Below are 21,883 nucleotides of genomic sequence, written 5' to 3'. Positions count from 1 at the left end.
CGGTATCCTCAATTGAGCAGGGCCGACATGCCCTTTTCGGGCGCCTCGCCGCCGAGCGCGCGGGCGATGACGGTGGCGTTGTGGTCGATCATGCCGACATAGGTCCCCTCATAGGTGCCGGGCTCGCCCATGGCGTCGGAGAACAGTTCGCCGCCGATGACGACCTGGTGGTCCTGCGCCGCCGCGCCCTCGATCAGCGCGCGGATGTTGCGGTCGGAGACCGACGTCTCGACGAAAACCGCCCCGATATCGCGTTCGACCAGCATGTCGACCAGTTCGGCGATGCGTCTGAGGCCGGCCTCGCTCTCGGTCGAAATGCCCTGGATCCCGATCACCTCGAAGCCATAGGCCGAGCCGAAATAGTTGAACGCGTCATGGGCGGTGAGCAGCACGCGGCTTTCGGCCGGCACCGAGGACAGAACCTCGGTGGTGTAATTGGCGAGCTGGCGCAGTTCTTCCAGATGCGCGTCGGCGTTGGCGCGCAGCGTGTCTTCGTGTTCGGGCATCAGATCGACCAGGGCGTCGCGGACATTGAGCACAACGCGCGACCACAGATTGGGGTTCATCCACACATGCGGGTCGTAGCGGCCCTCATAGTCGTCATGGCCGATCAGCAGGTTGCGCGGCAGATCCTCGGCCACTGCGAGGATGTTGTTCGCTTCGCCCAGTTCGAGCAGGAATTGTTCCATCTGCGCTTCCAGATAGAGACCGTGCCAGAGCACCAGATCGGCATTGGCGGTCGCCACGATGTCCGAGCGGGTCTGGCGGTAGGCGTGCGGGTCGACGCCGGGGCCCATCAGCGCCTGGACCTCGACCAGGTCGCCGCCGACCTCGCGGGCCGCGTCGGCGATCATGCCGGTGGTCGTGACGACATCGAGCCTGTCGGCGGCAAGGGCGAATGTCGCGTGCAGACCCACCGCCAGCGCGGTGGCAAGGCCAAGAAAACGTCGTCTCGTCGGCATCGGTCGGATCTCTCCCTTGTTCGCGGTGTCGGTCGGTGTTTCCTCATCTCGTGCTAATGCAACTGATTTGCAAGAGTCAATGCTATCGAGAACGATTTGCAGGAATTGGGCGCGGTGCCGGGTCCCGCATGGCCATGCCGGCGATTTCGGGCACCAAGGCTGCCCCGCGTGCCGATACTCGCCAGCTCCCCGGGGGAACAATTGGCGGATGTGCGAACTTGGGTTGCTGTCCGGCATGGGGTGACCGGTCCGGCAATACCGGCAAGAAGCGGCCGGGGCCGGTCGAAGGCGCGGCATGGGCTTGCACGATCTGTTCGCTTTCTCCAAACCTTTGGCCCATATGCTGGCCGCCATTGCCTCATTGCCGACCGATTGGGCAATCACACGATCAGACAGGTAGCGCGTTCAAAGGGTCCATTCGGGTTTGCCGCTTGCAACACGTACGATACTGCCTGCCGCCTTGCTGGCGGGCCCGGCGCTGATCTGGACCGCGCCCCCGGCGGGTGCGCTCGAACTGTTCGGCCTGTGCCTGTTCGGCCCGTGCCGCCAGGAGGTCGCCGAACCGGACCTGATCGACCCCAAGCCCTACCAGGTGTCGTTCAATGTCGAGGGCGGCGGCGACGAGCTGCGGGACGCGCTGCAATCGGCCTCGGCGCTCTGGCAGGGCCGGAACGAGCCGGCGGCGGGCTCTGCCGGGCTACTGGCGCGCGCCAAGGGCGACTATCGGCGCCTGCTCGCCGCGCTCTACAACCAGGCGCGCTATGGCGGGCTGATCTCGATCACCGCCAATGGCGCCGAAGTGGCCGATCTGCCCGCCGGACACGACTTCGCCGACGGCACGGTGATCACGGTCACCGTCGATCCGGTCGCGCCTTTCGCCTTCGGCACGCTGCGCATCGACAATCAGGCACCGCCGACCGACGACAGGACCGACCAGGTGCCCGACCCCGCCGATATCGGTTTTCTGCCCGGGGCGCCGGCGCGGGCCGGCATCGTGCGCGAGGCGGGCGATCTGAGCGTTCAAGCCTGGCGCCAGCAGGGCTACGCCAAGGCGCGCGTCGCCGACCAGCAGGTCGTCGCCAACCATCGCGAGCGCCGCCTGCGCGTGGCGATGGGGCTCGATCCGGGTCCCTACGCGGTCTATGGAAACGTGTCCGTTGAGGGCACGGAGCGGATGAACCCGGCCTTCGTCGCCCGCCAGACCGGGCTGCGACCCGGCGAGGAATACGACCCCGACGACATTGAACGTGCGCGCGAGCGATTGCAGCGCCTTGGCGTGTTCAACACCGCCGCGGTCAAGGAGGGCGAGGAGGTCGGCGCCGACAATGGGCTGCCGATCAATGTCATCGTCGATGAACGCAAGCTGCGCCGGATCGGCATCGGCGCCAGCTATTCCACGGTCGACGGGCTCGGCGCGGAAGCGTTCTGGCTGCACCGCAACCTGTTCGGCCGCGCCGAGCGGCTGCGCATCGAAGGCAGCGTGTCCGGCATCGACAGCGGGACCGATCCGGGCGCCTACGACTACCGCTTCGGCGCCACGCTCGGCCTGCCGGGCCGGTTCACGCCCGATACCGATGTCACGCTGGAAGCGATCGCCGAGCGCGAAGTGCTGGACAGCTACACCCGCACCGGCGGGCGAACGGCGGTCAGCCTGACCCATTTCGCGTCGACATCGCTGACCTACAGCGCCTCGCTGTTTGCCGACTACGCCGAATTCACCGACATGAACGGCACGCGCCGGCTCGGCGTCCTCGGCGTTTCGGGCGGTGCGGAACTGGACACGCGCGACGACGAACTCGATCCGACCTCGGGCGTGTTCCTGAGCGGTACGGTGACCCCGTTCTATGAATGGGAATTGGGCAATGGCGCGCTGCAACTGGATGCCGAGGCGCGCGGCTACCGGGCATTCGACGCCGATGACCGAACCGTGATCGCCGGGCGCATCAGGGCCGGCGCCCTGTTCGGCCCGGCGCCGGCGCTATTGCCCCCCGACCGGCTCTATTTCGCCGGCGGTGGCGCCTCGGTGCGCGGCTTCGCCCATCGCTCGATCGGCGCGGGCGGCATGAGCGCCATGGGCGGCAAGTCGCTGCTGGAAGGCTCGGTGGAAGTGCGGCGATCGGTCACCGAGAGGATCGGCGCGGTCGGCTTCGTCGACGCCGCCCTTGTCAGCGCCGGCTCGACGCCCGATTTCTCCCAGACGCCGCGCGTGGGCGCCGGCGTCGGCCTGCGCTACGATACCGGATTCGGCCCGATCAGGGTCGATCTGGCGTTCCCGGTCAACCGGCGGCCGGGCGACAACGTGCTGGCGATCTATGCCGGCATCGGACAGGCGTTCTGAGATGATGCGCGCCAGGGCCATAGCGATCCCGATCGCGGCCGCCACGGCCGGTCTGCTGACACCGGCGCAGGCGCAGGACGAGGCGGCCGAGCGGTCAGCCTTCATCCGCTTTGTCGAGGAGCGGATCTCGGCGCCCAACATGCAGATCCGGCTGATCGGCATCGAGGGCACGCTGTCCTCCGATGTCAGCTTCGAGCGGATCACCGTGTCGGACGAGGACGGGGTGTGGCTTTCCATCGAGGAGCCGCGCCTTGTCTGGAACCGCAGCGCGTTGCTGCGCGGGCGCGTCGACATCGAGCAGTTGTCGGCCGAGGCGCTCACCTTCACGCGACCGCCCCTGCCCGATGACAGCCTGCCGGCGCCCGAAGCGCGCGCGTTCTCCATTCCCGAACTGCCCGTTGCGGTCAGCATCGACGAGCTGGCCTTGCCGCGCGCCGAATTCGGCGAAGCCGTGTTCGGCCTGCAATCGGTGCTGTCGGTCGACGGTTCGCTCATGCTCGACGGGGGCGAACTGGCCGCCGATCTCGACATCGAGCGGCTGGACGGCCCCGGCGGCACGCTGGCGCTGGACGCGCAGTACGAGGACGAGACGCTGACCCTCGATGCCCGCCTGAACGAGCCGGCCGACGGCGTCCTGGCGAACCTTCTGAACCTCGATGGCCGACCGCCCGTCTCGCTTGCCATCGAGGGCGGCGGGCCGGTCGATGCGCTCGACATCGATCTGGGCCTCGACGTCGGCGGGACGCGCATTCTCGATGGATCGCTCCGGACCGATCGCGGATTGCTGGCCAACGGCACGCGGCTCGATTTCGCGCTGGCCGGGCCGCTCGCCGATATCCTGCCCGACGATCTGCGCGCCTTCTTCGGCGAGCGCACCGAGCTCGCCGGCCAACTGACCCTGCGCGATGACGGCACCACGATCATCGACGAGTTCACGCTCGATGGCGGTGCGGTATCGGCCGATCTGACGGGACGGCTGCTGGCCGACGGCTTTCCGGCGGTGCTCGATCTCGATGCCGAGATCGTCGGCGACAACCGCGCGCCCATCGATCTGCCCGGCACGCAGACGCGCATCGGCAGCGCCCGGATCGCGCTCGACTATGGCGGGCGGGACTGGACGCTCGATGCGAACATCGAGGCGCTGCGCAGCCAGGGGGTGACGATCGACACGCTGCGCCTTGAAGGCGGCGGGCAACTGACCGCGCTCCAGCAGCCCGACGATCGCCGCGTCACCTTTGCGCTCGACGGGGCAGCCCGGGGAATCGCGGCCGACGATGCCGGTCTGGACCGGGCGCTCGGCGACACGGTCTCGTTCAACGCCTCGGGCGCCTGGCAGGCGCAATCGCCGCTGACGGTCGAGGCGCTGCGGCTGGCAGGCGCATTCGGCACGACCCAGGGCGCGGGCGCGATCGAAGGGGCCGCGTTTGACGGGACGCTCGCCTATCGCAGCGCCGATCTGGCGCCGCTCTCCGGCCTTTTCGGGCGGGCGCTTTCGGGCGCGGCGCGGCTGACGCTCGACGGTGCGGTGCAGCCGCTCGGCGGCGCGTTCGATCTGGACATCGCCGGCGCGCTCACCGACTTCGGCGCGGGCGAGGATCTCGTGGGACGCATGCTCGCCGGCGACCTGCGCCTGGAAGGGGGCGTCGCACGCACCACCGAGGGGCTCGCATTCGATTCGCTCGAAGGCGAGAACGCGCAGTTCTCCTTTGCGCTCGACGGCAGCCTGTCGAGCGTCGCCGCCGATGTGAACGCGGCGTTCTCGCTTGCCGACCTCGGCGTGATCGCGGACGCCTCGTCCGGGATGGCCGGCGCGCAGATCGCCATTGCACGCCCCGAACCGCCCCAGGAGGCCGAGGCCGACCCGGCGCCCCAGCCCTACCGGATCGATGCCATGGTCGTCATGCCCGACGGCGCGCTGGCGGGCCAGGCGGTCTCGGGCCTGCGGCTCGAATTCGACGGTCAGGCGCTCGATGGCGCCATTGACGGCGCGCTGTCGGGCGATGGGCGCATCGGCGGCGAACCGTTCGCGCTGTCGGCCGAGATCGCCCGCGACGGCGAGGGCGCGCTGACGCTCGACGATCTGGCGCTGCGCGCGGGCGCGGCGCGTGTGACCGGCGACCTGCGCCTTGGTGAAGACAGCCTGGCGACGGGCACGCTCAATGTCGACGCCGACAACATTGCAGGCCTTGCCGCGCTGGCGCTCGTCGACGCTTCGGGCGCGCTCGACGCCGACATCGCGCTGTCGGCCGCGGACGGCACGCAGGACGCGGAGGTTTCGGCCGATGCCGACGCCATCGCCATTGGCGACACGCGCATCGGCACGGCGCGGATCGAGGCGGACCTGACCGACATCTTCGGAACTGTCGGCGGATCGGCACGGATCGAGGCGGGCGCGGTCTCGGTTGCCGGAACCGATATTCGCACGCTCGAGGCGACGTTGCGGCCGGGCGCCGCGGCGGATCTGGCCTTCGATGGCCGGGCGCGGCTCGAAGGCGGCATCGACATCGCAGCCGACGGCACGGTGTCGCTGACGGGCGCGAGGCGCCGGATCGCGCTCGACCGGCTCGATCTCGACACGCCCTATGGCGATGCATCGCTGGCGGCCCCGGCCCGCATCGTGCTTGCCGGCGATCAGACGCGCATCGAGGCGCTGGCGCTCGATGGCGAAGGCGGCCGCGTCGCGGCGAGCGGCACGATCGCCGAGACCATCGCGGTCGACGTGACGCTGAGCGCCCTGCCCGTCTCCATCGCCAACGCGGTCCGACCCGAACTCGGCCTTGCCGGCACGGTCAGCGGCGACGCCAGCATCACCGGTACGCCGGCCGATCCGCAGGTGCGCTTCGAGCTGTCCGGCAGCGGGCTGACGGCCGAGCCGGTGCGCGCGGCGGGACTTGCGCCGCTCAACGCGCAAGCGAGCGGCACCTTTTCGGGTGCAACCATCCGGATCGCCGCGCTGAACGCCACCAACCCGCAGGGACTCGATCTGTCGGCCAGCGGCGCGATCCCGATCGCCGGCGCCGGTCTTGCCCTCGATGTCAGCGGCACCGCACCGCTGGCGCTCGGCAATGCCGCGCTCGCCGGTCGCGGCACGCGCCTTTCGGGCACGCTGCGCGTGCAGGCGAACGTGTCGGGCTCGCTCGCCGACCCGGCCATTTCGGGCCTTGCCTCGGTTTCGGGGGGCACGGTGGTCGACCCGCTCGCCAATATCGAACTGAACGCGGTCAACGTGATGGCCGGGCTCGAGGGCGACCGCATCGTCATCCGCAGCGCCTCGGCACGGTTCTCGCGCGGGGGCGGGCTCACCGTGTCGGGAACGATCGGGCTGGGGCCGGAGCTGCCTGCCGATCTGGCCGTCGGGCTGTCCGGCGCGCGATACACGGACGGGCAGTTCTTCTCGGCCGATGTCAGTGCCGATCTGACGATCACCGGACCACTCGCCGGCGGTGCGCTGATCGCCGGCACGGTCGATGTCGCCGGCGCCGAGATCGCCGTGCCCGAGGCCTTCGGCGGCGACGCCGACCTGCTCGATGTGCGCCATGTCGGCGAAGGCCGGCCGACACGGCTGACATTGCAGCGCCTGGCCGCCGTCATGCCGCGCCAGGCCGGCGCCGGGGCGCGGGCGCTCTATCGGCTCGACCTGACCATCAACGCACCCAATCAGATCTTCGTGCGCGGGCGCGGGCTCGATGCCGAACTCGGCGGACGGGTCTCGGTCACCGGCCCGCTCGACGACGTGCGGCCGGTGGGCGGCTTTTCGCTCATTCGCGGGCGCCTTTCGGTGCTCAACCAGCGCCTCGATTTCACGCGCGGCTCGGTGACGCTGACCGGCGATCTCGATCCCTTCATCGATCTGGTCGCCGAGACGCAGGCGGGCGACCTGACCGCCATCGTCACGCTGCGCGGGCCGGTCTCCGATCTCGACTTGCAATTGAGCTCGAACCCGGCCCTGCCCGAGGACGAGATCCTGGCGCGCGTGCTGTTCGGCGCCGACATCGCCAGCCTGTCGCCGACCCAGATCGCCCGGCTGGCCGCGGCGGCGGCCTCGCTCGCCGGCGGCGACTCCAATCTGGCCGGCGGGCTGCGCGGTGCGCTCGGCGTCGACGATCTCGACATCATCGAGCAGGACGATGGCGGGGTCGGCGTGCGCGCCGGCCGCTACCTGTCGGACAATGTCTATCTGGAGCTGGAGACCGAGCCCGGCGGCGTCGAGACCACGATCAATCTGGACATCACCGACTCGCTGACCGCGCGCGGCAGCGTCGATGCCGAAGGCGACTCCCGGCTGGGCGTGTTCTTCGAGCGCGACTACTGATCTTTCCCGCAGTGCAACATCGCGGCCGCGCACATTCTTGACCGGTCGATGCGGGCCTGCTTAACTCGCGTTTTCAAGGCGGTGGCGCGGGGGTGCACATGCTCGATCTCGTCGTGCGCAATGCACGGCTGCCCGATGGGCGTGGCCCGGTCGACATCGCGATCAGCGGCGACCGCATCGCCGAGATCGGCGCGAACCTTGCCGCCGACGCGCGGCGCGAGATCGACGCCGGCGGCCGGCTGGCCTCGCCGCCCTTCGTCGACCCGCACTTTCATATGGATGCCACGCTGAGCCTTGGCCTGCCGCGGCTCAACCGCTCGGGCACGCTGCTCGAGGGGATCGCGCTCTGGGGCGAACTCAAGCCGCAGCTCACCCGTGAGGCGGTGATCGAGCGGGCGCTGCGCTATTGCGATCTCGCCGTGGCGCAGGGACTGTTGTCGATCCGCAGCCACGTCGATGTCTGCGACGACCGGCTGCTCGCCGTCGAGGCGCTGCTCGAGGTCAGGCGGCAGGTCGCCGACCATATCGATCTGCAGCTCGTCGCCTTTCCGCAGGACGGGCTCTACCGCTCGCCCAATGCCGAGGCCAATCTCGAACGGGCGCTCGACATGGGCGTCGACGTGATCGGCGGCATTCCGCATTTCGAACGCACGATGGAAGACGGTGCCGCCTCGGTGAAGCGGCTGTGCGCGATCGCCGCCGAACGCGGCCTGCCGGTCGACCTGCATTGCGACGAAAGCGACGATCCGATGTCGCGGCACATCGAAACGCTCGCCGCCGAGGCGACACGGCTCGGACTCGGGTCGAGGGTCGTCGCCAGCCACGTCACCTCCATGCACTCGATGGACAACTACTATGCGACCAAGCTGATCGCGCTGATCGCCGAGAGCGGCATGAGCGTCGTGCCCAACCCGCTTATCAACATCACGCTGCAGGGCCGTCAGGACAGCTATCCGCGCCGGCGCGGGCTGACGCGCATCGCCGAATTGCGCGCGGCGGGCGTCAATGTCGCCTTCGGCCAGGACTGCACCATGGACCCTTGGTATCCGCTGGGTTCGGCCGACATGCTGGAAGTCGCGCACATGGCCGTGCACGCCGCGCCGATGACCTCGCGCGAGGCGATGGCCTGGGCGTTCGATGCGGTGACCGTCAATGGCGCGGCGGCGATGGGCCTGCCCGATCCCCGCCTGCGCAAGGGCGGGCCGGCCAGCCTGGTGGTGCTGCAGGCGCGCGATCCGATCGAGGCGGTGCGGCTGAAGGCGACGCGGCTGTGCGTGATCCGCAAGGGCCGCGTCATCGCCGAGACCCCGCCGCGCCGGGCGAGGCTTGCCGTCGAAGGCCGGCCGGCGACGGTCGATCCGGCCGATTACGCGCCGGTTGCCGAGGATACCGATCTGAGAACGGCGGCCGAATGAAACGACCCGCACCCACCCGCAGGAAAGGACCAAATGCCATGCCCATCATCACGTCCCGCAGAAAGGTGCTGATCGGCACCGCCGCGACGCTTGCCATGCCCGCCCTGGTCGGGCGCGCCTGGGCGCAGTCGCCGGTGAAGGTGGCCGGCGTGCACGCCTCGCCTGTCGAAAACGCCTGGAACTCGCGCATCCACCTGGCCATGCAGAAGGCCGCCGAGGCCGGCCAGATCGAATACGAGTTCTCCGAGGGTGTGTCCGCCACCGACTACCCGCGTGCCATGCGCGAATATGCCGAGGCGGGCCATCAACTGGTCTGGGGCGAGAGCTATGCGGTCGAGCGCGAGGCGCGCGAAGTGGCCGCCGACTATCCGGACACCGCCTTCCTGATGGGCTCGTCGGGCGGGCCGCAGGGCGACAATTTCGGCGTGTTCGGCACGCGCAACCATGAGGCGGCCTATCTCGCCGGCATGCTGGCTGGCCGGATGTCGGACTCCAACGTGTTCGGTTCGGTCGGCGGCTATCCGATCCCCGAGGTGAACCTTCTGATCAACGCCTTCCGCATGGGGGTCAGCGAGGTCAATCCCGACGCGACGTTCCTGAACGGGTTCATCGGCGCCTGGTTCGACCCGGCCAAGGCCAAGGAAGCGGCCATCGCGCAGATCGACGCGGGCGCCGACATCCTGTTCGGCGAGCGAATCGGCACAGCCGACGGCGCCCAGGAACGCGGCGTCAAGGCGATCGGCTCGCTGATCGACTACACGCCGCGCTATCCGGACACCGTGTTCGCCAATGCGATCTGGCATTACGGGCCGACGATCGATGCGATCGTCGCCGACATCAATGCCGGCAATCCGGTCGGCCGCGACTACACCGAATATTCCTTCATGAAGCATGGCGGCAACGATCTGATCTACGTCGCCGAAATGGTTCCGGCCGACGCCATCCCGGCGATGGAGCAGAAGCGCTCTGACATCCAGGCCGGCGATTTCGAGGTGCCCATCGACGCCGAAGAGCCCGCTTAAGGCGTTCTGGTGGCCGATGCCACGGCCCTCGCCGCTGCGATCGCGGCGGGGGAGACGAGCGCACATGCCGCCATGACGGCCGCCCTCGAGGCGGCCGAGCGTCACGCTTGGCTCGGTGCGCTGACGCGCATCGAGGCCGAATGCGCGCTTGGCGCCGCGCGCCGCGCCGACACCGCGCCCGCCGCGGCGCGCGGGCCGTTGCACGGCGTGCCGTTCCCGGGCAAGGATCTGGGCTCGGCCGCCGCCGGCATGGCGACGGCGGCCGGTTCGCCCGCCCTCCGGCGCCGGATGGCCGACCCGGACGAGGACAGCGCCCTGTTCGGCCGGTTTCGCGCGGCGGGGCTGATCCCGTTCGGGCTCACCACCGCCCCCGAATTCGGCCTCGCCCTGACCTCGGAGCCGCCGGGCGCGCCACCGGCGCGCAACCCGTGGAACACCTCGCTTTCGCCGGGCGGCTCGTCGGGCGGCGCGGCGGCCGCGGTTGCCGCCGGCATCGCGGCCATCGCCCATGCGACCGATGCGGCCGGCTCGATCCGCGTGCCGGCGGCGTGCTGCGGGCTGGTCGGGCTCAAGCCGACGCGCGGGGCGACGCCGGGCGGGCCGGGCTTTTTCAACCACCTCCTGGGCATTGTCGGCGAACTGGTGCTGGCGCGCACGGTGCGCGACGTGGCGACCGCCTTTGCCGCGGCGGGCGGCGATGCGCGCGGCCCCTGCCCCGACGCGGCGCCGGTCGGCTTCGGCGATCGTGTGCGTGTCGGACTGGCCATCCCCGGCAACTGCGCACCGGCGGTCGAGGAACGGACAAGAGCCGCCGCGCGGGCGCTCGAGGATCTGGGCGCGGCGATCGAGCCTCTTGGGTCGATCGACACGCTGGGCGCCGACGCCCACAAGGTGGCCGGCACGATCCTGACCGCCTCGCTCGCCGACTGGCTGGCTATCATGGACATCGGGTGCGACGAGGTGACGCCGATCACCGCCGCCTTCGCCGAGCAGGGCCGCACCATGGGCGCCGCCGAACTGTTCGCGGCCAGCCGGGCGCTCGCCCGGGTCTCGCACCGGGCATGGGCGCTGTTCGATGCGTGCGACGTGATCCTCATGCCGGTGCTGTCGGGTCCGCCGCCGGCCATCGGCGCGTTCGATCCCCAGGCCACCGATCCGGCCGCCCGCCTGGCGCAGATGGCGGCGCTGGCGCCGAACGTCTCGCTGGCCAATGTCGCCGGGCTGCCGGCGCTTGCCCTGCCCTTCGGGCTTGACGATGGGCTGCCCGTCGGCGTGCAGCTTCTCGGCCCGATGGGGTCGGACGCCGCATTGCTGGGGCTTGGCGCACGGCTGGAGGCGGTCGCGCCGGCGTTGACGTTTCCGTTTGCCGTTGCGGGGTTGCCATGACGGCCGTTCTCGAACTCGACGGCATCACCAAGCGCTTCGGCACGCTTGTCGCCAATGACGCGGTGAGCCTGTCGCTGGCGAAGGGCGAGATCCTCGCCCTTCTGGGCGAGAACGGCGCCGGCAAGACCACGCTGATGAACATCCTGTTCGGCCATTACACCGCCGATGAGGGGGAAGTGCACGTGTTCGGCTCGACGCTGCCGCCCGGCAAGCCGCGCGCGGCGATCGAGGCCGGCGTCGGCATGGTGCACCAGCATTTCACGCTGGCCGGCAATCTGACCGTGCTCGACAATGTCGTGCTCGGCTCCGAACCCCTGATGCGACTGCAAAGCCAGCGGGCGCGGGCGCGCGCCCGGCTTGCCGCAATCGCCGAGCGCTTCGGTCTGCCCGTCGACCCCGACGCGCGCATCGGCGATCTTTCGGTGGGCGAGCGCCAGCGCGTGGAGATCCTCAAGGCGCTCTACCGCGACGCAAGCATTCTGATCCTCGACGAGCCGACGGCGGTGCTGGCGCGGCCGGAGGCCGAACGACTGTTCGACACACTACGCGGCATGACCAGGGGCGGGCTGTCGCTGATCTTCATCAGCCACAAGCTGCACGAGGTGATGGCGGCATCGGACCGGGTGGTGGTGCTGCGCGGCGGCCGCAACGTCGCCGAGCGCCGCACCGCCGACACCGACCCGGACGAACTGGCCGAACTGATGGTCGGGCGGCGCGTCACCCGGCCCCGGCGCCAGCAGCACGCGACGGGCGCGCCGGTGGTGATCGGCACGGACATTACGGTGCGCGAGGGCGGCGAGAGGCGGCTCGACGGCGTGTCGTTCCAGGTGTGCGAGGGCGAGATCCTGGGCATTGTCGGCGTGTCGGGCAATGGCCAGGCGGCGCTGGGGCGGCTGCTGTCGGGGCTGGCGCGGCCCGATGCCGGCCGTCTGACGCTGAACGGAGAAGACATGGGAGCGCTCGGCCCGCGCGCGCTGGTGCGCGCCGGCGTCGGGCGCATTCCCGAGGATCGCCATGCCGAAGGCGCGGTCGGCGAACTGCCGGTCTGGGAGAATGCCGTGCTCGAACGGATGGGCACGGCCGAATTCTCCTCGCGCGGCTTCGTGCGGCGCGGCGCCGCGCGCCGGTTCGCGCACACGCTGATCGAGCGCTTCGACATTCGCGGCGCGGCGGCCGAAACGCGCACGCGGCTGCTTTCGGGCGGCAACATGCAAAAGCTGATCCTGGGACGCATCCTTTCGGCGGGGCCGCGCTTCATCCTGGCCAACCAGCCGACGCGCGGGCTCGACGAAGGGGCGATCGCCGCCGTCCATGCCGAATTGCTGGCGGCGCGGGCCGAGGGCGCGGCGATCCTTCTGATCACCGAGGAACTCGAAGAGGCCATCGGCCTAGCCGACCGCATGCAGGCGATCGTGCGCGGCCGACTGTCGGCGCCGGTGGCGGCCGAACAGGCCGATTCGCGCCGGCTGGGGCTGATGATGGCGGGCATGTGGGAGCGCGACGATGCGGCTTGAACGGCGCGCCCATGTGCCGCTCGGCCTTGCCGCCATCGCGCCGCTCGCCGCCATCGCCGCGGCCATGGTGCTGGCGGCCGGGCTGATCGCCATGGCCGGTGTCAGCCCGCTCACCGCCTATGGCGAGATGCTGCGCGGTGCCTTCGGCTCGCGGCTGTCGGTCACCGAGACGCTGACACGGGCGACGCCGCTGATCCTGACCGGGCTCGCCGCCGCCGTCGCCTTCCGCTCGCGCTTGTGGAACATTGGCGGGGAGGGCCAGTTCTATGTCGGCGCGCTGGTCACCGCCTGGGCCGGCCACTTTCTTCTCGCCGGGCTGCCGCCAGTCATCGGCATGGCGTTGCTGATGGCCGGCGGCATGGCGGCCGGCGCGGCGCTGCTGGCCGGGCCGGCCTTCCTGCGCCTGCGCTTCGGCGTCGACGAGGTGGTGACGACGCTTCTGCTCAATTTCGTCGTCATCTTGTTCGTCGGGCTGATGATCGAGGGTCCGCTGCGCGACCCGCTGGCGTTCGGATGGCCGCAATCGGTGCCGGTGGACGGGGCCTTGCGGCTGCCCGATCTGGTGCCGCGCTCGCGCCTTCATGTCGGCTTTGTCGTCGCGATCGCGGCGGCGGGGGTCGTCTGGCTGATTCTGGCGCGCACGGTGTTCGGCGCCGAGGCACGGGCGGCGGGCTTCAATGCGCGCGCGGCCGCATTCGCCGGCGTGTCGCTGCCGCGCACCATCATGGGCGTGGCGCTGCTTTCTGGCGCGCTGGCCGGTCTTGCCGGCGCGATCGAGGTGATGGGCGTGACCGGCAATGTCACCACCACGCTGTCGCCCGGCTTCGGCTATTCGGGCATCGTGGTCGCCATGCTGGCGGCGCTGCATCCGGCGGGCGTGGTCGCCGCCGCACTGTTCGTCGCCACGATCTTCGTGGGCGCTGACGGCATGGCGCGCGCCACCGGCGTGCCCAGCTTCATCGCCGATGTGATCATGGCGATGTCGCTGCTGACCATGCTGGTCGCGCTCTTGTTCACCACCTACCGGATCCGCCGATGATGGAAGCCTTCGACATCCTGACCACGGCGAGCCTGTGGGCGGCGGTGCTGCGCATCGCAACGCCGCTGATCTTCGGCGTGCTCGGCGCGCTCCTGTGCGAGCGCGCGGGCGTGCTCAATCTGGGCATCGAGGGGATCATGACGATGGGCGCCATGGTCGGCTGGCTGACGGTGTTCCTGGGCGCCGATCTGTGGACCGGCCTTGCGGTGGCCGCGCTGTCGGGCGCGCTGATGGGGCTGCTGCATGCCTTTCTGACGGTGCCGCTCGCCCTGTCGCAACACGTTTCGGGGCTTGGCATCACCCTGTTCGCCTCCTCGCTGTCCTACTATCTTTACCGGCTGATCGTCGAGGTGGGCGATCTGCCACCGACGATCGCGCCGTTCCGGCCGCTCGCCATTCCGTTCCTGTCGGACATACCGTTCCTCGGCCCGGTGCTGTTCGCGCAGACCGCGCCGACCTATCTGGCGCTGGCGGCGGTGGCGGTGCTCGCCTATGTGCTCAATCGCACGCCGGTCGGGCTGGCCATCCGCATGACCGGCGAGAACCCGCATGCGGTGGAAGCGCAGGGGCTCGACCCGATCGCCATCCGCATCGGCGCGGTCGTCGCCGGCTCGGCGCTGATGGCGGTCGGCGGCGCGTTCCTGACCATGGCCGCCTTCAACAGCTTCTTTCCCCAGATGGTGCAGGGGCGCGGCTGGATCTGCATCGCGCTGGTCGTCTTCGCGTCCTGGCGGCCGGGCAAGGCGCTGCTCGGCGCGTTGCTGTTCGCCTTCTTCGATGCCTATCAGCTCAGGCTGCAGAACGTCGTCGAGGACGTGCCCTACCAGCTCTTCCTGATGGCGCCATATCTACTTTCCATATTGGCGCTGATCCTGGTGGCGCGCCGGGCACAGGTGCCCGAAGCGCTGATGGCGCCGTATCGGCGCGGCGAGCGCTGAGGCGCGGCTACGGCGCCGGGTCGCCGGCCTGCCGCAGCGCCTGCCGCGCCGAGGCGGGCATGGACAGCGGAAACAACAGATCGATGAAGCGCTCGGCGGTCGGCTGCGGCTCGTGATTGGCAAGGCCGGGCCGCTCATTGGCCTCGATGAAGGCGTAGTCGGCCTCATGCGGCGAGCGCACCATCAGGTCGATGCCCGTCACCGGGATGTCGATGGCGCGGGCGGCATTGATGCCGGCCTCGACCAGCACCGGATTGACCGTGTCGGTGACGTCGTGGATCGTGCCGCCGGTGTGCAGATTGGCGGTGCGGCGCACGGCGAGCTGGGTCCTGGCGGGCAGAATGTCCTCCAGCGCATAGCCGGCCTGGGCCACGGTGCGCTCGGTCTCCGCATCGAGCGGAATGCGCGATTCCCCGCCCGTTGCGGCGGCACGGCGGCGGCTCTGCGCGGCGATCAGGTCGGCGATGGAGCGCTCGCCGTCGCCGACGATCACTGGCGGGCGGCGCACGGCGGCGGCGACCACGCGAAAATTGATGACAACCAGCCGCAGATCCTCGCCCTCGACGCACTCCTCGAGCAGGACCGTGTCCGACACCTCGCGCGCGGCCGCGATCGCCGCCTCGATATCGTCCATATCGGACAGGCCGACCGAGACGCCCCTGCCCTGCTCGCCGCGCGCCGGCTTGACGACGATCGTGCCGAAACGGGCGACGAACTCGGCGATCTCGTCGGGGCTGGCATCGCCGGACAACTGTTCGGGCACGCGCACGCCGGCCGCGCCGACGATGCGGCGCGTGACCGCCTTGTCGTCGCAGATCGACATGGCCACGGCCGTGGTCAGCTCCGACAGGCTTTCCCGGCACAGGATGGAGCGGCCGCCCTGGGTCAGGCGGAAGAAGCCGCCCCTGGCGTCGACGATGTCGACATGGATTCCGCGGCGGCGCGCCTCGTCGATGATGATCGTGGCGTAGGGATTGAGATCGTGGTCCGGCTCGGGGCCGGTGAACAGGGTCTCGTTGATCGGGTTCTTGCGCTTGACCGAAAAGAAGGAGACGCGCTCGAAGCCGAGCTTTTCGTAAAGCTTGATGGCCTGCTCGTTGTCATGCATCACCGACAGGTCGAGAAAGGCCGCGCCGCGCGCGATGAAGTATTCGGCCAGCCGCCGCACCAGCGCCTCGCCGATGCCCGGATGGCGCGCCGCCGGATCGACGGCCAGGCACCACAGCGAGGCGCCGCGCTCGGGATCGTTGAAGGCGCGCATGTGGTCGACGCCGGTGACGGTGCCGATGACCTCGCCGGTCTTTTCATCCTCGGCGACGAAATAGACGATGGTGCGCGCATCGCGCTTGGACCAGAAGAATTCCGGCGGTACGGGCACCATGGAGCGGCTGGCATAGATGCGGTTGATCGCCTCGGCATCCGATTGCGAGGTCAGCCGGCGGATGAAGTAGCCCTTGATCGGCCGGCGAGAGGGCCGGTAGTGCGAAAGATCGAGCCGGAAAGTGTGCGAGGGGTCGAGGAACAGCTCCTGCGGGGCATGGGCCAGCAGCACGTGCGGGTTGCGCACATAGACGGCGATGTCGCGCTGGTCGGGCTGCTCTCCGCGCAGGGCGGCGGTCAGGGGTTCGGCGGTCTCGAAGGTCTGGGCGAAGACGAGCCGGCCCCAGCCGCAATCGAGCGCGAACTCGGGCTTCATCTGGTCGGCGTCATTGCCGTGATGGGCGATGGGCGGCTTGAGGCCCTGCTCGCGCATGCGCTTGAGGCGATGGGCATAGGCATCGCCGTGCTGGCGCTCGCGTCCGCCGGCCCACGTCTTGGAGCTGTCCTTGCCCTTGGTCATGTACCCTTACATGTCGTGCGTTTGCAGCCACATCTCAAGAAGGGCGACCTGCCACAGTTCCGATCCGCGCAGCGGGGTGATGTGCTCGGCCGGGCTCTCGAACAGGGCGTCGAGATAGCTCTGCCGGAACAGGCCGCGCTCGCGCGCCGCCTGCGAGGTCAGCGCGTCGCGAACCATGTCGAGAAACGGCCCCTGGATGTATTTGAGCTGCGGCACGGGGAAATACCCCTTCTTGCGATCGATCACCTCGGAGGGAACGACGAGCCGCGCGGCCTCCTTGAGGACGCCCTTGCCCTCATGGGCAAGCTTGAACTGGGGCGGGATCGAGGCGGCCAGTTCGACCAGTTCGTGGTCGAGAAAGGGCACGCGCGCCTCAAGCCCCCAGGCCATGGTCATGTTGTCGACCCGCTTGACCGGATCGTCGACCAGCATGACATGGGAATCAAGGCGCAGCGCGCGGTCGACCGGGGTCGCCGCGTTCGGCCGCATCAGGTGATCGCGCACCAGTTCGAAACTGTCGTCGCGGTCCGCCAGCCATTGCGGCGACAGATGCTCGGCGAGCCGGGCATGGCTGCGGTCGAAGAACACCCGGGCATAGTCGGCGGCGACGTCGTTGGAATGGGCGAGCGGCGGATACCAGTGATAGCCGCCGAACACCTCGTCGGCGCCCTGACCCGACTGCACCACCTTGATGTGTTTGGAAACCTCGCGGCTGAGCAGGTAGAAGCCGATATTGTCGTATGAAACCATCGGCTCGGACATGGCGGCGATCGCCTCGGGCAGATGGGTCATCATGTCGTCGCCGGGCACGAAGATCTTGTGGTGGCGCGTGCCGAAGCGCTCGGCGATCAGGTCGGAATAGACGAACTCGTCGCCCTTTTCGCCATGCGCCTCCTCGAAGCCGATCGAAAAGGTCATCAGATCCTTCTGGCCCTCCTCGGCGAGAAGACCGACAATGACCGAGGAATCGACACCGCCCGACAGGAGCACGCCGACGGGCACATCGGCGACCATGCGGCGCCGCACGGCGGTGCGCAGCGCGGCGAGCACGCGGTCGCGCCAGTCATCGGCGGTCAGGCCGCCATCTTCGGCGCGCCGCTCATAGGAGGGCTCCCAATAGAGCCGGTCGCGTGTCCGCCCGTCGGGCTCGATGGTGCGCGTTGTCGCCGGCGGCAGCTTGCGCACGCCCCGAAGGATGGTGCGCGGCGGCGGCACGACGGCGTGAAAGGACATGTAGTTGTGCAGCGCGCCCGGGTCGATCTGCGTGTCGACCTCGCCGGCGGCGAGCAGCGCCGGCAGGGTGGAGGCAAAGCGCAGGCGCCCCGGACCTTCGGCAAGGTAGAGCGGCTTGATGCCGAACCGGTCGCGCGCCAGCGTCACGCGGCCGCTGTCGCGGTCATGGATGGCGAAGGCGAACATGCCGTGAAAGCGCGTCACGCACGCCTCGCCCCATTTGTGGAACGCCTTGAGGACGACCTCGGTGTCGCCGTCGGAGAAGAAGTGGTAGCCGGCGGCGGCGAGTTCGGCGCGCAGTTCGGGATAGTTGTAGATGCACCCGTTGAAGACGATGCTCAGCCCCAGCGCCGGGTCGGCCATGGGCTGGGCGGCCTTGTCGGACAGATCGATGATCTTCAGGCGGCGGTGGCCGAAGGCGACCCGTCCCTGGGCGAGCACGCCGCTGCCATCGGGGCCGCGCGGCGCCAGCGCGTCGACCATCGTCGCCACGGCACGGGGGTCGGCGAAGTCGTCGTCAAGGCGGATTTCTCCGGCAATTCCACACATATCGGAAAGCGGCCTTTCGTCGGATTGCGATCGGTTCTGTTGTGACGCAGGGGTGCGGCGGGATCAACACGCGATCCCGGGATAACCCTCGCGGTCGGCGCGGCGTTCCGGCCGCACCGTGCCATGTCGTCGGGTTCTTCCGGTCGGTCAGGCGCTCATCTTGACGCGGATGCCGTCCTCGGCGGGCTTGGAGGGCACCAGCGCCTTGACCAGATCCTTCATCTTCAGCGTTCCGACCCGCTGGCCGTCCTTGGTGACCAGATAGTTCTTGGAGATGTCGCCCTCGGAAATGGAGATGACGTCCTCGAGCGTCGCTTCCTGGTCGACCTCGCCGGCGATCGGTCCCGCCGGCCCCTCGTCCCGGGTCATGACCGAGCGCACCTTGAGCACGCGCGCCCGGTTGATGTCGGACACGAAGTCCTCGATGTAGGGATCGGCCGGATGCAGCAGGATGTGCTGCGGCTCGCCCTGCTGGACGACGGCGCCCTCGTTGAGGATGACCAGATGGTCGGCGAGCTTGAGCGCCTCGTCCAGATCGTGGGTGATGAACACGATGGTCTTTTGCAGTTCGGCCTGCAGTTCGACGAGCAGGTTCTGCATGTCGGTGCGGATCAGCGGGTCGAGCGCCGAGAAGGCCTCGTCCATGAGCATGATCTCGGAGTTCGACGCCAATGCCCGGGCAATGCCGACGCGCTGCTGCATGCCGCCCGAAAGCTGATGCGGGAACTGCGATTCATTGCCGCCAAGACCGACACGGTCGAGCCATTTGGTGGCTTCCTTTTCGTATTCGGCACGGGCGATGCCGCGCACGTCCAGCGCCAGCGCGGCGTTCTCCAGCACCGTCCGGTGCGGGAAGAGCGCGAATTTCTGGAACACCATGGACATGCGCCGGCGCCGCAGGTCGCGCAGCTGCGCCGGGCCGTAGTCCAGTATGTCCTCGCCGTCGACCAGCACCTCGCCGGCGGTCGGCTCGATCAGGCGGTTGAGGTGCCGGATCAGCGTGGACTTGCCCGAGCCCGACAGCCCCATGATCACCGTGGTCAGCCCGTCGCGGATGTCGACATTGATGTCCGACAGGCCGAGCACGTGGTTGGTCTGGTCGAGCAGTTCGGGCTTGGACATGCCGGCCTTGACCTGTTCGAGGGCCGCTTGCGGGTCCTCGCCGAAGATCTTGTAGAGCTCGCGGATGCGAATCTTGACGGCTTCGTCGCTCATCGTTCAGCCCCCGGCCTTCTGCGAAGCGTTGACGCGGGCCAGCGATGCCTTGGTCACGCGGTCGAGGATGATCGCCAGCAGCACGATCCCCAGTCCGGCGACGAGGCCCACGCCCAGTTCGAGATTGCGGATGCCGCGCAGCACCAGCACGCCGAGCCCTGGCGCGGAGACCAGCGAGGCGATCACCACCATGGCCAGGCTCATCATGATCGTCTGGTTGACGCCGGCCATGATGTTGGGCAGCGCCAGCGGCACCTGCACGCCGTAGAGCTTCTGCCGGTCGGTCATGCCGAAGGCGTCGGCGGCCTCGATGACGGCCGGATCGACCAGCCGGATGCCCAGGTCCGTCAGCCGGATGACCGGCACGATGGCGTAAAGGATGATCGCGATGCCGTAGAGCTTGGGTTCGGTGACGCTGAACAGAAAGATCAGCGGAATGAGATAGACAAAGGGCGGCAGCGTCTGCAGCATGTCGAGCACGGGTATGATCGCGCGCTGTGCCGCATCGGACCGTGACATGCCGATGCCGATGGGCACGCCCAGCAGCACGCACAGGAAGGCGCAGACGAATATGATGGCCAGCGTCTGCATGGCGAATTCATAGTGGTCGATGAAGGCCAGCAGACCGATACAGGCCGCAACGAAGCCGACCAGGCCCCATGAGCGCGCCACGAAGAAGGTCACGAGCAAAAGCGCCGGAATGACGATCCACCACGGCGTGTTCAGGATCGTCCACAGCGCGCCATTGAGCATCCAGCTCAGTGGCTGCGTGATCGGGTCGAGGACGAGCGACAGTGCGTCCTTGATGTCGAGGAAACCCTGCTCGAGCCCGCGCGTGAGATCGCGAGACTGCGGGATGCGGCCGCAGGCTTCGTTCAGCGCGTCGAGCGAGGGGAACGGCAGATCCCACAGGGACGGTGCCGGAGCATCGGCGCCCTGGGCCTGAGCGAGCAGGTCGGACATCGAAGCAGGCGCCTGAGAGCCGCCTGCGTCGCACCACCCGCGCAAGCCAAGCGCGTCGAACACGAAATCATATGTTGCCATCAATCAAGCGCCGGTTGGTGTCGGGCGGCGCCCCCTGTTCAATAAAGAGAGGACAGGGCCGGCTGACGGCCCTGTCCGGTGTTCATCCGTTAACGGGGAGCCTTACAGAAGGCCCGAGAGATTCTCGCGCGCGGCGTCGTTGATCCACTCAGACCACAGCTCGGTGTTGTTCTGCAGGAAGTAGACGGCCGCTTCCTCGCCCGAGGCGCTGTTCTCGTCCTGCCAGGCCAGCAGCGAGCTCATCAGCTCGGTCGGAAAGGTCATGTTCGATAGGAACTCGACGATTTCCGGCTCGCGCTCGCCGAAGTCGCTGGTGACGACGGTCAGCACCGGCGCGGCGGGGAAGTCGGAGACCTGCGGGTCCGGATTGTCCGGCGTGGCGTTCGCCGCGTGAACGTCCGGCTTGACCTCGCCGAGGTCGACCTGGGTCATGTCGTACTTGCCGAGCGGCACGGTCGGGCCCCAGTAGTAGCCGAACCAGGGTTCCTCGTTCTCGACGGCCGAGGCCATCGAGGTGGCGAGCGTTTCGCCCGAACCGTGGTTGAAGACCTCGATGCCATGGTCTTCCAGATCGATGGCGCGGATCAGATTGTCGTTGACGACCCGGCAGCCCCAGCCGTCCGGGCAGTTGTTGAACTGGCCACCGACGAGTTCGGGGTTGTTGAGCACGCCCTCGAGATCGGTCAGTTCGGGATGCTCCTCGGCGAGATAGGTCGGGATCCACCAGCCTTCGACGCCACCGGGATCGAGCACGTCGGCAACCGGCTCGATCTTACCCTCGTCGACGAGGCGCTGATAGACTTCGCCGGTCGAGTTGCGCCACAGTTCGGTGAGGATATCGGGCTCGTTGTTCTCGGCCACCGACGTCACGGCCGGCACGGTGTCCGATGGAACGATCGTCACGTCGCAGCCGTAACCCTGTTCCATGATGAAATTGGCGACCTGGGTGACGATCGAGGCCGAAGCCCAGTTCATCTCGGTGATCGAGACTTCGCCGCAGCCGTCGTCCTGGGCGAGTGCGGCGGCCGGGAACATGGCGGCGCCGACACATGTGGCAAGTGCGAGTTTACGCATGA

The 21,883-nt window shown here is 68.9% G+C and carries 14 protein-coding genes; 8 read left to right on the top strand and 6 right to left on the bottom strand.

Annotated features, from left to right (window positions below; genetic code table 11):
* Positions 1-8: 8 nt before the first annotated feature.
* Positions 9-962 carry a zinc ABC transporter substrate-binding protein gene (locus RBB34_RS11760; protein WP_306119420.1) on the bottom strand — a complete coding sequence of 318 codons (954 nt, stop codon included), beginning with the start codon at positions 960-962 and terminating at the stop codon, positions 9-11.
* Between the two features lie 460 nt (positions 963-1,422).
* Between RBB34_RS11760 and RBB34_RS11755 the strand changes: the two genes are divergently transcribed.
* The 8 genes from RBB34_RS11755 to RBB34_RS11720 all read left to right on the top strand — a co-directional run bounded on the left by RBB34_RS11755 (position 1,423) and on the right by RBB34_RS11720 (position 14,926).
* A complete protein-coding gene (locus RBB34_RS11755) occupies positions 1,423-3,300 on the top strand; it encodes an autotransporter assembly complex family protein (protein WP_306119419.1) in 1,878 nt (625 codons plus the stop codon).
* Between the two features lies 1 nt (position 3,301).
* The gene (locus RBB34_RS11750; protein WP_306119418.1) at positions 3,302-7,612 is read left to right on the top strand and encodes a translocation/assembly module TamB domain-containing protein; all 4,311 of its coding nucleotides are present in this window, start codon (positions 3,302-3,304) and stop codon (positions 7,610-7,612) included.
* Positions 7,613-7,710: 98 nt separating this feature from the next.
* Positions 7,711-9,027 (top strand): amidohydrolase family protein, encoded by a 1,317-nt coding sequence (locus RBB34_RS11745; protein WP_306119417.1) that lies wholly within the window; start codon positions 7,711-7,713, stop codon positions 9,025-9,027.
* A 95-nt stretch (positions 9,028-9,122) separates the two neighbouring features.
* Entirely contained in the window at positions 9,123-10,049 is a 927-nt protein-coding gene (locus RBB34_RS11740; RefSeq protein ID WP_306119479.1) for a BMP family protein, read from the top strand.
* A 9-nt stretch (positions 10,050-10,058) separates the two neighbouring features.
* Positions 10,059-11,435, top strand: a complete 1,377-nt coding sequence (locus RBB34_RS11735; protein WP_306119416.1) for an amidase — start codon at positions 10,059-10,061, stop codon at positions 11,433-11,435.
* Positions 11,432-12,949: an ABC transporter ATP-binding protein gene (locus RBB34_RS11730; protein WP_306119415.1), complete on the top strand. Its 1,518-nt coding sequence runs from the start codon at positions 11,432-11,434 to the stop codon at positions 12,947-12,949. The genes RBB34_RS11735 and RBB34_RS11730 overlap by 4 nt, the downstream gene beginning before the upstream one ends.
* Positions 12,939-13,988 carry an ABC transporter permease gene (locus tag RBB34_RS11725; protein WP_306119414.1) on the top strand — a complete coding sequence of 350 codons (1,050 nt, stop codon included), beginning with the start codon at positions 12,939-12,941 and terminating at the stop codon, positions 13,986-13,988. The genes RBB34_RS11730 and RBB34_RS11725 overlap by 11 nt, the downstream gene beginning before the upstream one ends.
* Entirely contained in the window at positions 13,985-14,926 is a 942-nt protein-coding gene (locus RBB34_RS11720; RefSeq protein WP_306119413.1) for an ABC transporter permease, read from the top strand. Before RBB34_RS11725 ends, RBB34_RS11720 begins: the two co-directional genes overlap by 4 nt.
* A 7-nt stretch (positions 14,927-14,933) precedes the next feature.
* Here the strand turns inward: RBB34_RS11720 and ngg are convergent, their stop codons facing one another.
* From ngg to RBB34_RS11695, 5 genes are all read right to left on the bottom strand, one after another.
* Positions 14,934-16,766 carry an N-acetylglutaminylglutamine synthetase gene (gene ngg, locus RBB34_RS11715; RefSeq protein WP_306119412.1) on the bottom strand — a complete coding sequence of 611 codons (1,833 nt, stop codon included), beginning with the start codon at positions 16,764-16,766 and terminating at the stop codon, positions 14,934-14,936.
* A 6-nt stretch (positions 16,767-16,772) separates the two neighbouring features.
* A complete protein-coding gene (locus RBB34_RS11710) occupies positions 16,773-18,548 on the bottom strand; it encodes an N-acetylglutaminylglutamine amidotransferase (protein WP_306119411.1) in 1,776 nt (591 codons plus the stop codon).
* A gap of 147 nt (positions 18,549-18,695) precedes the next feature.
* The gene (locus RBB34_RS11705) at positions 18,696-19,763 is read right to left on the bottom strand and encodes a betaine/proline/choline family ABC transporter ATP-binding protein (protein ID WP_306119410.1); all 1,068 of its coding nucleotides are present in this window, start codon (positions 19,761-19,763) and stop codon (positions 18,696-18,698) included.
* 3 nt (positions 19,764-19,766) lie between these two features.
* Positions 19,767-20,726, bottom strand: coding sequence for an ABC transporter permease subunit (locus RBB34_RS11700; protein ID WP_306119409.1), 960 nt, complete (start codon positions 20,724-20,726; stop codon positions 19,767-19,769).
* A 183-nt stretch (positions 20,727-20,909) separates the two neighbouring features.
* A complete protein-coding gene (locus RBB34_RS11695) occupies positions 20,910-21,881 on the bottom strand; it encodes an ABC transporter substrate-binding protein (RefSeq protein WP_306119408.1) in 972 nt (323 codons plus the stop codon).
* Between the last annotated feature and the right edge of the window lie 2 nt (positions 21,882-21,883).

This window comes from Roseitalea sp. MMSF_3546 (genome assembly GCF_030732865.1).
Classification (GTDB): domain Bacteria; phylum Pseudomonadota; class Alphaproteobacteria; order Rhizobiales; family Rhizobiaceae; genus Roseitalea.
This window is presented reverse-complemented; position numbering and strand designations above follow the sequence as displayed.

Bases quoted from the DNA above. Each gene is read 5' to 3' on its own strand.
- RBB34_RS11695 (WP_306119408.1), bottom strand. From the start codon at position 21,881: ATGCGTAAACTCGCACTTGCCACATGTGTCGGCGCCGCCATGTTCCCG.
- RBB34_RS11720 (WP_306119413.1), top strand. From the start codon at position 13,985: ATGATGGAAGCCTTCGACATCCTGACCACGGCGAGCCTGTGGGCGGCG.
- RBB34_RS11745 (WP_306119417.1), top strand. From the start codon at position 7,711: ATGCTCGATCTCGTCGTGCGCAATGCACGGCTGCCCGATGGGCGTGGC.
- RBB34_RS11760 (WP_306119420.1), bottom strand. From the start codon at position 962: ATGCCGACGAGACGACGTTTTCTTGGCCTTGCCACCGCGCTGGCGGTG.
- RBB34_RS11730 (WP_306119415.1), top strand. From the start codon at position 11,432: ATGACGGCCGTTCTCGAACTCGACGGCATCACCAAGCGCTTCGGCACG.
- ngg (WP_306119412.1), bottom strand. From the start codon at position 16,766: ATGACCAAGGGCAAGGACAGCTCCAAGACGTGGGCCGGCGGACGCGAG.
- RBB34_RS11710 (WP_306119411.1), bottom strand. From the start codon at position 18,548: ATGTGTGGAATTGCCGGAGAAATCCGCCTTGACGACGACTTCGCCGAC.
- RBB34_RS11705 (WP_306119410.1), bottom strand. From the start codon at position 19,763: ATGAGCGACGAAGCCGTCAAGATTCGCATCCGCGAGCTCTACAAGATC.
- RBB34_RS11740 (WP_306119479.1), top strand. From the start codon at position 9,123: ATGCCCGCCCTGGTCGGGCGCGCCTGGGCGCAGTCGCCGGTGAAGGTG.
- RBB34_RS11725 (WP_306119414.1), top strand. From the start codon at position 12,939: ATGCGGCTTGAACGGCGCGCCCATGTGCCGCTCGGCCTTGCCGCCATC.
- RBB34_RS11750 (WP_306119418.1), top strand. From the start codon at position 3,302: ATGATGCGCGCCAGGGCCATAGCGATCCCGATCGCGGCCGCCACGGCC.
- RBB34_RS11700 (WP_306119409.1), bottom strand. From the start codon at position 20,726: ATGTCCGACCTGCTCGCTCAGGCCCAGGGCGCCGATGCTCCGGCACCG.